Origin of the sequence: Rhodococcus sp. RDE2, assembly GCF_020885655.1 — a bacterium.
Taxonomy (GTDB): Bacteria; Actinomycetota; Actinomycetes; order Mycobacteriales; family Mycobacteriaceae; genus Rhodococcus; species Rhodococcus pyridinivorans.
Map to the genome: position 1 here is coordinate 1,209,163 of NZ_AP025186.1, position 12,364 is coordinate 1,221,526.

Sequence of the window (12,364 nt, forward strand, 5' to 3'; positions counted from 1 at the left end):
CGCTTGTCTACGAGAGGCGGACACGATGCTGATGGTCACCGGAGGTGCCGGTTACATAGGAGCGCATGTCGTCAGGTCGTTGCTCCGGGACGGCCATGAGGTCGTCGTCTTGGACGACCTCTCCACCGGACGGCCGGAACTGGTCCCCGACGGTGTGCCGTTGGAGACCGGGACCGTCTGCGACAGTGCATTCGTGGCCGATGTGCTCGATCTCTACGACGTCGACTCCGTGGTCCACCTCGCCGGTCGGAAGGCCGTGGACGAGTCGACAGCCCGGCCCGGGTACTACTACCGCGAGAACGTCTTCGGGATGTTGAGCATTCTCGAGGCAATGGTGCGTACGGACGTGCGGTCGATCGTGTTCTCGTCGAGCGCAGCGGTATACGGCACGACCGACTGCGAGAGGGTCACAGAGAACTCGCCCACGAACCCGGCCTCCCCCTACGGGCGGACGAAGCTGATGTGCGAGTGGATGCTGCGCGACATCGCTGCAGCCGAAGGCATCAGCTGGACGGCCCTGCGGTACTTCAACGTGGCAGGAGCCGGAGAACCGAGTCTCGCGGACAGGGGGGCGCACAATCTTGTCCCGAAGGTGTTCCAGGCCCTGGACGAGGGTCTACCCCCGACCGTCTACGGAGACGACTACGAGACTCCGGACGGAACATGCATCCGCGACTACATCCATGTCGCAGACCTGGCAGATGCGCACGCGGCCGTGGTGCCGACGACACGGTCCGCACGCACCGCCGCCACCTACAACGTCGGACGCGGGCACGGCGCAAGTGTGCTGGAAGTGATGAGGGCGGTGCAGCGCGCGAGCGGCGTGTGCTTCGACTGGCGGGTCGGTGATCGACGTGCCGGGGATCCGGCGCGGGTGGTGGCCGATGCGGAACGCATGAGCCGAGATCTCGGGTGGCAGGCCCGCCGCGACCTGAACGACATCGTGAGCAGCGCGTGGCAGGCGTGGTCCGGTGCGCGACCCGTGGCCGCCGTGCCGGGTGAGGAGGGTGACACCATCCCGGTCGGAACCTGACCCCCGGTGGAGTCCGACCCCTCGCGGATTCCACCCTCCGAGGCCGGCGCCGACGATCAGGCGGGATCGTCGGCGCCGGTGGGTCTGCCGGTGCATCTGCCGGTGCGTCTACATGGGGTTTTCGTCCCGTATGGAATATGGAGGGGTGCCGTCCGATCGAGAACCCCGACGCTGGCTGTGGCCGGTGGTCCTGCTCAGTGCGCTCGTCGCCGTCGTCTTCGTGGCGGTCGAGTCCGCACTGCACTCACCCCGGCGGCCGTCCGTCGAGATCCCCGACGGCGTTCCACCGGCTCCCGGCCTGCCCGTTCCGCCCATCGACGTGAACGGCCCCGGCCGCACAGCAGCACAGCTCGCCGACTGGGCCGAATCACAGTCCCGCGAACTGGGCATCCCCACCACGGCCCTCGAGGCATACGGGCACGCGTCGGCCGTCCTGGCCGTCGGCACCCCCGACTGCGGCCTGTCGTGGACGACCCTCGCCGGCATCGGGAACGTGGAGAGCAGCCACGGACGGTTCGGCGGCGCGTCCGTCGGATCCGACGGCAGCGTCTCGCCGCCCATCCGAGGTGTCCCGCTCGACGGCACCCGGGGCAACGCCGAGATCCGCGACACCGACGGTGGCCGCCTCGACGGCGACCCGGTGCTCGACCGGGCGGTCGGGCCGATGCAGTTCATCCCCGAGACCTGGGACCGGTGGGGTGTCGACGCGAACGGCGACGGCATCGCCGACCCCGACAACATCGACGACGCAGCCCTGACCGCGGGTCGCTATCTGTGCGCCCGCGGAGGCGACCTGACCACCGCGGAGGGCTGGACGAACGCCCTGATGGCCTACAACCGGTCCACCGAATACCTGATGCTCGTCCGCGACCGCGCCGCCGCCTACGGCGTGGGAGTGCGGCCGTAGACGGTACCGCGCCGGGCCTCGAGCGCGCCTGTGCCTCACACGCAGGTCGCGACCGTTAGGCTGTCCCCAGCGTGCAGACACCGCAGCGTGACAGTCCATCGAAGGAGAATCAGCCAGTGGCCATCATTGAGCAGGTAGGAGCCCGCGAAATCCTCGACTCCCGTGGCAACCCCACGGTCGAGGTCGAGGTGCTGCTCGAGGACGGAAGTTTCGCCCGCGCTGCAGTGCCGTCGGGCGCCTCCACCGGCGAGCACGAGGCCGTCGAGCTGCGTGACGGCGGCGAGCGTTACCTCGGCAAGGGTGTCGAGAAGGCCGTCGAGGCCGTCCTCGCCGAGATCGGCCCGGCCATCATCGGCCTCGACGCCACCGAGCAGCGCACCGTCGACCAGGCCCTCCTCGACGCCGACGGCACCCCCGACAAGGGCCGCCTCGGCGCGAACGCCCTGCTCGGCGCGTCGCTCGCCGTCGCGAAGGCCGGTGCGGAGTCGTCCGGACTCGAGCTGTTCCGCTACGTCGGCGGCCCGAACGCCCACATCCTTCCCGTTCCGATGATGAACATCCTCAACGGTGGCGCCCACGCCGACACGGGCGTCGACGTCCAGGAGTTCATGGTCGCCCCGATCGGCGCCCCGACCTTCAAGGAATCCCTCCGCTGGGGTGCCGAGGTCTACCACTCCCTCAAGTCCGTGCTCAAGAGCAAGGGCCTGGCCACCGGCCTCGGCGACGAGGGCGGCTTCGCCCCCGACGTCGCGGGCACCAAGGCCGCGCTCGACCTCATCAGCGAGGCCATCGGTAAGACCGGCCTGAAGTTGGGCAGCGACGTCGCGCTCGCGCTGGACGTCGCGGCCACCGAGTTCTACACCGAGGGCACCGGCTACAAGTTCGAGGGCCAGAACCGCACGGCCGCCGAGATGGGCGCCTTCTACGCCGAGCTGCTCGGCCAGTACCCGCTGGTCTCCATCGAGGATCCGCTCAGCGAGGACGACTGGGAGGGCTGGGTCGCGCTCACCGAAGAGATCGGCGACAGGATCCAGCTCGTCGGCGACGACCTGTTCGTCACCAACCCCGAGCGCCTCGAGGACGGCATCGTCAAGGGCGCCGCGAACGCGCTGCTCGTGAAGGTCAACCAGATCGGCACCCTCACCGAGACCCTCGACGCCGTCGACCTCGCGCACCGCAACGGCTACAAGACGATGATGAGCCATCGGTCCGGCGAGACCGAGGACACCACCATCGCCGATCTCGCCGTCGCCGTCGGCAGCGGACAGATCAAGACCGGCGCGCCCGCCCGTTCGGAGCGTGTCGCGAAGTACAACCAGCTGCTGCGCATCGAGGAGTCCCTCGGTGACGTCGCTCGCTACGCCGGCGAGCTCGCCTTCCCGCGGTTCTCCGTCGAGGGCTGATCGCCGGCATGAGTCAGCGCGGTAGATCCCGTCCCGGAGCGAGGCGCACCCGCACCGAGGGTGTGTCGGGCGTCCGGCGTCCGGGCCGGATCCGGCCCACGGGATCTACCGCCCCGGCCGAACACTCGGCCGAGAACGCGGGTGCGCGGCCGGCCGGTCGCGAGGACCCCGTTCATTCGTCGCCCGGTCGCGGCCGCCCCGGTGGTTCGGGGCGAGCGCGCCCCACCCGGGTCGGCGCGCCCCGCGACTCCCGCCGTCCCCGCACCGAACGCACCGTCCTCGGCCTGTCCACCGGCCGCGCCGTGGTGCTCGCCCTCGTCGTGTGCGGTCTCGCCCTCACCCTCGCGGTGCCGCTGCGCACCTACGTGAGCCAGCGTTCCGAAGCCGAGCAGCTCGCCGCCGAACGCGTGCAGCTCGAACAGGAGATCGCGGCCCTCGAGGAACAGAAGGCCCGCATGGAGGATCCGGCCTGGGTCCGCGCCCAGGCCCGCGAGCGACTGCGGTTCGTCGTCCCCGGCGACATTCCCTACCAGGTGCAACTGCCGGGCGACGCCCCACCCGAACGCGAGGAACGCGAACCCGAGCGGCCGACGACCGGCGCCTGGTACAGCGACCTGTGGTTGTCGGTCTCCGAACCGGCACCCGAACCCGAGCCCGAACCCGTGCCGCAGCAGATGCCTGTGGCACCCCCAGAACCAGGAGATGTTCCCGGGTGACCGATCACGTCACGCAAGAAGACCTCGACGCCGTCGCCGCCCAGCTCGGGCGCGAACCCCGCGGCGTCCTGGCCATCGCCTACCGTTGCCCCGACGGTGCGCCCGGAGTGGTGAAGACCGCGCCCAAGCTGCCCGACGGCACGCCCTTCCCGACGCTGTACTACCTCACCGACCCGCGCCTCACGGCCGAGGCGAGCCGGCAGGAATCGGCCGGGGTCATGAAGGAGATGACCGAGCGTCTCGGCACCGACGAGGAACTGGCTGCGGGCTACCTGCGCGCCCACGAGTCGTACCTGGCCGAACGCGACGCGATCGAGTCGCTCGGCACCGACTTCACCGGCGGCGGCATGCCCGAGCGCGTCAAGTGCCTGCACGTGCTGATCGCGCATTCGCTCGCGAAGGGACCGGGCGTCAACCCGCTCGGCGACGAATCCGTCGCACTCGCCGCCGACGCCGGTCTGCGTGGCACGGCGATCCCCGCCGACTGGCCCACCTACGCCGAGCTGCGTGGAGAAGAACAGTGAGGGTCGCGGGAATCGACTGCGGCACCAACTCCATCCGCCTGCTGATCGCCGACATCGCGGAGGACGGCACTCTCACCGACGTCACCCGCCTCATGAAGGTCGTGCGGCTCGGGCAGGGCGTCGACGCCACCGGACGTCTCGCACCCGAGGCGATCGAACGCACGCGGGTCGCGCTGGTGGAGTACGCCGATCTCATCCGCGAGACCGGCGCCACCGCGGTCCGCATGGTCGCCACCTCGGCCACGCGCGACGCGAGCAACCGTGAGGACTTCTTCGCGATGACCCGCGAGGTGCTCGGTGCCGTGATCCCCGAGGCCGAGGCAGAGGTCATCACCGGCGACGAGGAGGCGCGTCTGTCCTTCGCCGGCGCTGTCGGCGAACTCGACTCCGCACGTGGGCCTTTCGTCGTCGTCGATCTCGGAGGCGGTTCCACCGAGGTCGTGCTCGGCGACGCCGACGGTGTGCACGCGGCCTACTCCACCGACATCGGTTGCGTCCGGCTGACCGAGCGGTGCCTGCACGACGACCCGCCGACCGTCGAGCAGGTCGCTGCGGCACGGGAGGTCGCGGCGGACAAGATCCGCGAAGCGCTCGAGCGGGTGCCGGTCGAGCAGGCCCACACCTGGGTGGGTGTCGCGGGCACCATGACGACCCTCGCCGCGCTCGCCCTCGAACTCGACGAGTACGACTCCGAGAAGATCCACTTGTCGTCGGTGCCGTTCGACCGTCTGCGCGAGGTGTGCGACGGTCTCGTCGCCGCGACCCGCGAGAAGCGCGCGGCGCTCGGCCCGATGCACCCCGGCCGCGTCGACGTCATCGGTGGTGGCTCGATCATCACGATGGTTCTCGCCGAGGAACTCGGCCGCCGGGCCGGCATCACCGAGCTGGTCGTGAGCGAGCACGACATCCTCGACGGCATCGCTCTTTCCGTCGCCCGCTAGTTCTCCGATTCATGTGGCTTCGACCCCGGTTTCCGGGGCTCGATCCACACGAATCGGCGAATGTGTGGTTGACTGTGTCTCGGTCGAAGTTTTTGTTCGCGTCTTGTCCACGCTCGCAAATCCTTGTTGCGGGCGGTTGGTTCTCCTTTCGGAAGTCACCGCATGTGATGGCGGCCTCGCTCCACCGAACTCTCGGCGGAGCTCGAGTAACACGACAGAAGGAGACAGACATGGCAGAGGGAATCGTGAAGTGGTTCAACGCCGACAAGGGATTCGGCTTCATCGCCCCCGAGGACGGCAGCGCTGACGTGTTCGCGCACTACTCGGAGATCCAGTCGGGCGGCTACCGCAGCCTCGACGAGAACCAGCGCGTGCGCTTCGAGATCGGCCAGGGTGCCAAGGGTCCCCAGGCCACCGGTATCACCGTGATCTGATTCGATCTCCCGTTCCCCCAGGGGATCCGAGACACCATCAGGCCCGCCTCGTCATTCGAGGCGGGCCTGATGCATGTCCTGGTCGGATCGAGCGGAAACGATTGTGACGACCGGAAATCCCGTCAGGGCACCGTGAAACGAGTGGTGAACCGGGCGGGGTCGAGATAGGTCGTGTTGAGACCGTCGGTGGTCACCGTCATTCCCGCATCGCCGGAACCGATGTCGATACTGATCTGTCCGCTGGGAGCGTGCCCGGGGTTCGCCGGGAGCCGATGTCAGCTCGAGGGCGCGTACGCCGTTCCTCTTGCTTCCCCAGTGGTTGACGAATGCGGTGATGGTGCACGAACCGCCGAAGAACGTCGACCAGGACAGATCGATGAGGATCGTTCCCGGTCGATCGTGCGGGGCGAACACGTGGCCGGTCAGCTGCCCGCTGCACGGTACCGAGTGATCCCGCCCCAACGAGTATGTGGTCGGCAGAGGAACGAACTCCTGGTGGTGCGCGGACGCCGTGCCCGGAAGAACCGCGAGCAGGGCAAGCGACATGCCGCCGACCGCGAACGTCCGACGGAATCGTCGTCCGGTCACGCTCCGAGCGGTGTTCATACCGTCCCGCAGTTCGACGACGGCGCGACGCCGGCGAATCGGCCGTCGAGGAAGTCCAGTGCACCCGGCAGGCCGATCACGGCGGCCGTGATGTGATCGGGACTCGGCACGAGTTCGGTCCGCACCGGCACACCGGCGTCGCAGTACCTGCGCAGCGTCGTGGAGATCGCATCGAGGGGGATCAGCACGTCGGTCGGTGAATGCCACTCGTACACCGGGGCATTCGGCACCGTCGGGACCTTCTCGACGCTGTTCTCCATCAGCACCTCCTGCACGGTCGGGCTGTCGAGCAGGGCGAGGCCCATCGCGGCGTCGGCGACGTCGGCCATGCTGCGACCCGCACCGGCGAGCAGGATCTCGTTGGTGCACGCGTTGGCGATGCGGTCGCGCAGTTCCTGCCCCGCGCCGTTGAGCTGTTCGGTGACCGGCATGCGGTCCGGGTACTCACGTTCGAGGCCGAGGGCGGCCGCCATCGCCAGGCCGAAGGCGGGATGCGCGGATTCGCCGAGTTCCCGGGCCATCTCGCCGATGTCCATCGGGACGCCACCGTAGGCGGAGCCGACGATCGGAATCTCGGGCGCGTAGGTCGGGGCGAGTGCTGCGGCCATCGCCGTCGCCATCCCGCCGCCGGAGTAGCCGGCGATGCCGACCGGGCTGTCGGCGAGTTCGAGCGGGGCGTAGCGTTGCGCGGCCCGGATGCCGTCGAGGGTGATCTGCCCGCCGACCTTCGCGGCGCCGTAGGCGCTGTTCGGTCCGAGATGGTCGGGAACGGCCAGCGACCAGCCGCGCTGGATCGCGATGAGCAGGCCGGGGGACTCCCGGATCCCTCGCAGCGGGTTCGGTGCGTACAGAGCGGTCGACGGCGCGCACTCGAGTCCGAGCGCGTTGATGATCGCCTGGTACGAGACGAGAGGACGACCCGGCGCCCCACCCTGAGGGGACAGCACGGTGGTCACTGCGGAGATCGGTTCGCCGGCGGAGTTCGTCGACCGGAACTTCAACTGGACGGCGTCGGTGCCGGGGAATCCGAGCGGCGGCGGAACGACGCGCGCGGCGAGGACGTCACCGGGCTGCCGGTCGGCGATGTCGTCGGGGGTGTTGTAGAAGGAGTCGTTCACGGACGCGGGGTAGACGATGCCCTCGGCCTGTGCAGAGGGTGGGGCCACCAGGCTCGGCGTCGCAGTCAGAGCCATGACGGCTACCGCGGTGGCGAGTCGCCCGATCAGTGGTCGTGCGGTCGTGAAGCGCATCCATGGTCCTTACTCTTCGTGCCCGGTCCACCACCCGGCTGTCCGCTGTGTACTTGTGTCCCCGCAGGATGTCGGCCGGAAATCGAGGTGCGTTACAGCCCGGGCGAGGAGCACACTCGAAGTCGGATCCGAGGAGGTCGAGGAGCAATGAGGATCGAAGCGTACACGGCCGAACGACGAAGCGACATACTCGATCTCTCGATCCGGGCGTGGCGTCCCGTCTTCGAGCTGTACCGGCCCGCCGTCCCGGCCTTCGTCTACGACTCTTTCTATCCGAACGGCTGGGAGTCGCGGCAGATCGAGGATCTCGGCAGGGTCCTCGACGACGAACCCGAGTCGGTCCATCTGGCCGTCGACGGCGACGAGCTGCTCGGCTGGGTGTCGGTGCGCGTGCACCCGGAGGACAGCATGGGGGAGATCCACGTGCTCGCCGTCGACCCACGTCATCAGCGCAGAGGCGTCGCGTCGGCGTTGATGGACCACGCCGACGGCCTCGTCCGCGCCGCCGGCATGACGATGATGATGGTCGAGACGGGCGGTGACCCCGGCCATGCCGGCGCGCGCGCCGTCTACGAGGGCGCCGGATACGAACGCTGGCCCGTCGCACGGTACTTCAAGAATCTCGCGCCCCGGCGCGGTGGTGGACAGTCGTGAACGCTAGTGTGATCCCCACGCCCCTATAGCCCAATTGGCAGAGGCAGCGGACTTAAAATCCGCCAAGTGTGGGTTCGAGTCCCACTGGGGGCACAGGTCCGGGATCGCCCCGATGCATTCGCTACATCGCTTGCCATCCGCTACAGCAATTTGCCGTAGCGGATGGCGATTCTTGTAGCGGATGGATGACCACAGCTCGGAGGTGCGCTACGCCTCCGCAGGCAGTTGCGGAGCGCTCTGGGCCTGGAGCTGCTCCGCGCGTCCGTTCATCAGGTAGCCGGTCATCTCCGGATGCGTCGACAGGTAGAACGCACCCTCGGCCGCCTGCGCGAAGATCCGCTCCGCTGCCTCGAGCGCGGGCATGGCGGTCTCGCCGACCTTGAACATCGCCTCGCGTTCGAGCGCACCGGCTTCCGAGTCCCCGCCGGCCCGCTCGAAGATCCTGCTGACCACCGGGCCGGGCAGAACCGCGGCGACGGTGATGTCGTATCCCGCCGCCTCGACCTCCAGCTTCAGGCACTCGGTCAGGGCGAGCGTCGAGTGCTTCGACACGATGTAGGGAGCCTGGCGCGGGGCTGCTCCGATCCCGCCGATGGACGACAGGTTCCAGATGTGTGCCGGAACCCCGGCCTCCGCCATGCGCGGGACGACGGACCGCACGCCGTTGAACACGCCCGTGACGTTGATGTCGAGAACGCGCTGCCAATCCTCGGCGGGAACCTCCCACAGGTAGCCGAACTGCTCGACGCCCGCGTTGTTGATCGCCAGGGTGACCGGGCCGAGGGTGTCGTAGACGGTCGCGAAGAACGCGTCGACGGAGTCGGCGTCGCGTACGTCGGACGCGTCCGCTACCGTTCTCGCCATCCGCTACGGCAATTTCTGTAGCGGACGGCGAACTTTGTAGCGGATGCACCGCCGGTGGGCAGAGCGACCGGCAACTATCTCGAGGGCATCCTCCGCTGATCCTCGTGACGTGAGCGGTGCAGGACCTCCATGAGCTCGTGTTCGAGCGCCACGAACTCGCTCGACACGCACGTCTCCAGGGTTCGAGGTCGGGGCAGGTGCACACGCACCTCGTGCTGCACCCGCGTCGGTCGCGGACCGAGGACGACGACCCGATCGGACAGCAACACTGCCTCGCGGACGTCGTGCGTCACCATCAGCACCGTCCACCGATGCTGCTGCCACACCTGCTGCAACCACAGTTGCATCTCGGTGCGGGTGAGCGAATCCAGTGCGCCGAACGGCTCGTCGAGAAGGAGCACGTCGCGCCCCTGCAGCACCGTGCGTGCGAGCGACGCGCGTTGGCGCATACCGCCCGACAGTTGGTGCGGGGCGGCGTCCTCGAAGCCCGCCAGGCCGAAGGTCGGCAACAGCTCACGGGCGCGGGCACGAGCGTCGGATCGCGGCACGCCCTGCACCTCGAGTCCGAGGGCGCAGTTGTCGAGCACCGTCCGCCACGGGAACAGCAGGTCCTTCTGCGGCATCAGCGCGACCCGCCCGGGCGCCGCGGGGGAGTCGCCGACGAGAGCCTGTCCGGCGTCGGGCTGTTCGAGTCCCGCGACGATCGAGAACAGCGTCGACTTGCCGCAGCCGCTCGGCCCGATGACGGACACGAACTCACCGGGTTCGACGGAGCAGTCGATGCCGTCGATCACCGCCCGGTCGCCGTACGCCTTGCGGACCGATGTCACCGTCACCGCACTCATGTCGTACCCCTCGTGAGAGCCCACGGCGCGACCAGCCGTTCGACGACGTAGGTCAGCGCGTACAGCGTGAGCGACAGAACGGCCGTCACCACCACGGCTGCGAGCACGAGATCGGTGCGGAACGAATTCTTCTGCGTGCTCATGTAGATGCCCAGACCGGATGTCGCGCCGACGTATTCGGCGAACACCGCCCCCACTACGGCGTAGGTGATCCCGATCCGCAGGGCGGTGAAGAAGCGGGGAAGCGCGGACGGCAGGCGCACGTAACGGAACTGCTGCCACCGCGACGCGCCCATGCTGCGCAGCAACGCACCCGCCTCCCGGTCGGCCGCCGCGAACCCTTCGAGCAGTCCGATCGCGACGGGGAAGAACGTCACGAGCGCGATGACGAGGATCTTCGGCAGTAGTCCGAAACCGAACCAGATGATCATCAACGGTGCGAGCGCGATGATCGGCAGGGTCTGTGACACCACGAACAGCGGCACGAAGGCCCGTCGCAACCACGGCGAGAAGTCCACGGCGATCGCGAGGGTCCACGCGAGGGCCAGCGACACGGCGAACCCGACGAGCGTGACCTGCAGAGTGGACCACGCGTGCCCGGCGATGTCGACGCGATGCGCCCATCCCTGCGTGAGAACGCGTGCGGGGGAGGGCAACACCTGCGGGCGGATACCGCTCACGACGACGTACGACTGCCAGATCGCGACCAGCGCCCCTGCGACGAGCAGCGCGGGAAGGAGTCGACGTGCGCGGCCGGTGTTATCGGTCTTCGAGGTAGTCATCGGTGACATAGGTCGACCAGTCCGGCTCGGTCGTCAGCGGGCTGCCGTCGGGTCCGGACAGCAGGCCGTTCTCGTAGAGGAACCGCGCGTAGCCCGACCATTTCCCGGCGTCGAGGACCCCGACGGCACCGGCGGCGTCGCGCATGTAGTCGGCGGCGAGCATGCGCTGGCTCTCGTAGACGAGTTCCTCGTCGGGGAAGGCCCCGGGATTCGCCTCGATCAGCGCCCGTGCCCCGCGATCGGGATCGTCGGCCGCGATCCGGTAACCCTGGTGCAGGGCCTGCACGAAAGCGCGTGCCTGCTCCGGGTTCTCCCTCATCCAGTCCTCGTTGCCGTCGACGACGATCGCGTACGCGTCGGGGAAGCCGTGGTCGGTGAAGCCGAAGTACCGCATGGGCAGGCCGCGGTGCTCGGCCTCGAGGCCCTCCCACGCCAGGTACGACACGGTGAAGTCGGCGGTCGACGAGTAGACCGCCTCGTACGACGACGTCCCGAGCGTCACGCTCTCGAACTCACCGCGGCCACCGTCGTTGCGGATCACCTCGGCGAGCATCTCGTCCTCGCCGGGGTTCGCGAAGCCCGCGAAGGTCTTGCCGTCGAGATCCGCCGGCCGCGTGATCTCGGCGTTGTCGGCCCGCACGGCGATCCCCGTCGCCCAGTGCTGCAGCGGTGCGAGGACCGCGACGGTCCGGGAACCCGCAGCTCTGGCGATGGTCGACGTGGCATGCGTGGAGATCCCGAACTCGGCGCTACCGGCATCGACGAGGGTGTCGGGTGTCGCGTTGTTGTACGGCAGGATCTCGACGTCGAGACCCGCATCGGCGAACAGCCCCTCCTGCTGCGCCACGTACAGACCGGTGTGATTGGTGTTGGGCGTCCAGTCCAACGCGAATCGGATGGTGTCGCTGCCGGAATCGGACGAGCACCCGACGACCGCGGAGAGTGCGGCGACGAGGGTGAGCAGTCCGGCGAGAGTCCGCCGCGCCTTCATTGCGCGAGCAGGGTACGGATCGATGTGGGGACAGGCATGGTCATGTCGGGACATCCCTTCGTCAGCATTACCTGATCAGGTTCGACGGGTGTGATCTCAGCCCCGCTCGTGCGGAGCACCCCGTGTCACGGGCGACCCTAGCACCATGCCCTCCGGGGACCGCCGGGACGGCAGCAGAACGGAAGATGTGACCCGAAGTTACGGAAATGCCCAGGTCAGGGTGTCACCCTCACATTTCACCCGTAACGGAAGGGCCGAAAGTCCCGACTCTTCGAGTGATGGTCCCTGTCACCTCCCCCGAACGGCAGGGGCCATCGGTCTGCGCACGTCTCCCCCTTGCGTGGACGATGAAGGGCCCGTCGGTGAACTCCGACGGGCCCTTTCTTCTGCCGTTTCCGTAGACCTGGCTCCCGC

At 68.6% G+C, this 12,364-nt stretch carries 13 protein-coding genes, 1 tRNA gene and 1 riboswitch; of the genes, 9 read left to right on the forward strand and 5 right to left on the reverse strand.

Annotation, left to right across the window (positions count from 1 at the left end):
- Positions 1-25 precede the first annotated feature (25 nt).
- From galE to LPH33_RS05865, 7 genes are all read left to right on the forward strand, one after another.
- Complete coding sequence (gene galE / locus LPH33_RS05835) at positions 26-1,033, forward strand: UDP-glucose 4-epimerase GalE (RefSeq protein WP_229567414.1); 1,008 nt, start codon at positions 26-28, stop codon at positions 1,031-1,033.
- 184 nt (positions 1,034-1,217) lie between these two features.
- A complete protein-coding gene (locus tag LPH33_RS05840) occupies positions 1,218-1,940 on the forward strand; it encodes a lytic transglycosylase domain-containing protein (RefSeq protein WP_324256235.1) in 723 nt (240 codons plus the stop codon).
- Positions 1,941-2,056: 116 nt separating this feature from the next.
- The gene (gene eno, locus LPH33_RS05845; protein WP_094980862.1) at positions 2,057-3,343 is read left to right on the forward strand and encodes a phosphopyruvate hydratase; all 1,287 of its coding nucleotides are present in this window, start codon (positions 2,057-2,059) and stop codon (positions 3,341-3,343) included.
- A gap of 8 nt (positions 3,344-3,351) precedes the next feature.
- Positions 3,352-4,059 (forward strand): FtsB family cell division protein, encoded by a 708-nt coding sequence (locus tag LPH33_RS05850; RefSeq protein ID WP_229567416.1) that lies wholly within the window; start codon positions 3,352-3,354, stop codon positions 4,057-4,059.
- Positions 4,056-4,583: a DUF501 domain-containing protein gene (locus LPH33_RS05855; protein WP_006553860.1), complete on the forward strand. Its 528-nt coding sequence runs from the start codon at positions 4,056-4,058 to the stop codon at positions 4,581-4,583. Before LPH33_RS05850 ends, LPH33_RS05855 begins: the two co-directional genes overlap by 4 nt.
- Complete coding sequence (locus LPH33_RS05860; RefSeq protein WP_160873906.1) at positions 4,580-5,524, forward strand: Ppx/GppA phosphatase family protein; 945 nt, start codon at positions 4,580-4,582, stop codon at positions 5,522-5,524. The genes LPH33_RS05855 and LPH33_RS05860 overlap by 4 nt, the downstream gene beginning before the upstream one ends.
- 230 nt (positions 5,525-5,754) lie before the next feature.
- Positions 5,755-5,958 carry a cold-shock protein gene (locus LPH33_RS05865; protein ID WP_016932996.1) on the forward strand — a complete coding sequence of 68 codons (204 nt, stop codon included), beginning with the start codon at positions 5,755-5,757 and terminating at the stop codon, positions 5,956-5,958.
- 602 nt (positions 5,959-6,560) lie between these two features.
- Here LPH33_RS05865 and LPH33_RS05870 read toward each other — a convergent pair.
- Positions 6,561-7,814, reverse strand: coding sequence for a lipase family protein (locus LPH33_RS05870; protein WP_160873907.1), 1,254 nt, complete (start codon positions 7,812-7,814; stop codon positions 6,561-6,563).
- 147 nt (positions 7,815-7,961) lie between these two features.
- Here LPH33_RS05870 and LPH33_RS05875 point away from each other — a divergent pair, with 147 nt between their 5' ends.
- On the forward strand, positions 7,962-8,468 hold the full coding sequence (locus tag LPH33_RS05875; RefSeq protein WP_160873908.1) for a GNAT family N-acetyltransferase: 507 nt from the start codon (positions 7,962-7,964) through the stop codon (positions 8,466-8,468).
- Positions 8,469-8,487: 19 nt separating this feature from the next.
- Positions 8,488-8,561 (forward strand) — tRNA-Leu (locus tag LPH33_RS05880).
- A 114-nt stretch (positions 8,562-8,675) separates the two neighbouring features.
- Here LPH33_RS05880 and LPH33_RS05885 read toward each other — a convergent pair.
- The 4 genes from LPH33_RS05885 to LPH33_RS05900 all read right to left on the reverse strand — a co-directional run bounded on the left by LPH33_RS05885 (position 8,676) and on the right by LPH33_RS05900 (position 11,950).
- Positions 8,676-9,332: an SDR family oxidoreductase gene (locus LPH33_RS05885; RefSeq protein WP_229567417.1), complete on the reverse strand. Its 657-nt coding sequence runs from the start codon at positions 9,330-9,332 to the stop codon at positions 8,676-8,678.
- 74 nt (positions 9,333-9,406) lie between these two features.
- Positions 9,407-10,177, reverse strand: coding sequence for an ABC transporter ATP-binding protein (locus LPH33_RS05890; protein ID WP_016691254.1), 771 nt, complete (start codon positions 10,175-10,177; stop codon positions 9,407-9,409).
- Complete coding sequence (locus tag LPH33_RS05895; protein ID WP_229567418.1) at positions 10,174-10,959, reverse strand: ABC transporter permease; 786 nt, start codon at positions 10,957-10,959, stop codon at positions 10,174-10,176. The genes LPH33_RS05890 and LPH33_RS05895 overlap by 4 nt, the downstream gene beginning before the upstream one ends.
- Positions 10,937-11,950, reverse strand: a complete 1,014-nt coding sequence (locus LPH33_RS05900) for an ABC transporter substrate-binding protein (RefSeq protein WP_016691256.1) — start codon at positions 11,948-11,950, stop codon at positions 10,937-10,939. The genes LPH33_RS05895 and LPH33_RS05900 overlap by 23 nt, the downstream gene beginning before the upstream one ends.
- 36 nt (positions 11,951-11,986) lie before the next feature.
- Positions 11,987-12,083, reverse strand: a riboswitch (TPP riboswitch).
- Between the last annotated feature and the right edge of the window lie 281 nt (positions 12,084-12,364).

What these genes read in the sequence shown, in the direction of transcription:
- galE (WP_229567414.1), top strand. Translation starts at nt 26, where the DNA reads ATGCTGATGGTCACCGGAGGTGCCGGTTACATAGGAGCGCATGTCGTC.
- LPH33_RS05850 (WP_229567416.1), top strand. Translation starts at nt 3,352, where the DNA reads ATGAGTCAGCGCGGTAGATCCCGTCCCGGAGCGAGGCGCACCCGCACC.
- LPH33_RS05865 (WP_016932996.1), top strand. Translation starts at nt 5,755, where the DNA reads ATGGCAGAGGGAATCGTGAAGTGGTTCAACGCCGACAAGGGATTCGGC.
- LPH33_RS05870 (WP_160873907.1), bottom strand. Translation starts at nt 7,814, where the DNA reads ATGCGCTTCACGACCGCACGACCACTGATCGGGCGACTCGCCACCGCG.
- LPH33_RS05875 (WP_160873908.1), top strand. Translation starts at nt 7,962, where the DNA reads ATGAGGATCGAAGCGTACACGGCCGAACGACGAAGCGACATACTCGAT.
- LPH33_RS05885 (WP_229567417.1), bottom strand. Translation starts at nt 9,332, where the DNA reads ATGGCGAGAACGGTAGCGGACGCGTCCGACGTACGCGACGCCGACTCC.
- LPH33_RS05890 (WP_016691254.1), bottom strand. Translation starts at nt 10,177, where the DNA reads ATGAGTGCGGTGACGGTGACATCGGTCCGCAAGGCGTACGGCGACCGG.
- LPH33_RS05895 (WP_229567418.1), bottom strand. Translation starts at nt 10,959, where the DNA reads ATGACTACCTCGAAGACCGATAACACCGGCCGCGCACGTCGACTCCTT.
- LPH33_RS05900 (WP_016691256.1), bottom strand. Translation starts at nt 11,950, where the DNA reads ATGAAGGCGCGGCGGACTCTCGCCGGACTGCTCACCCTCGTCGCCGCA.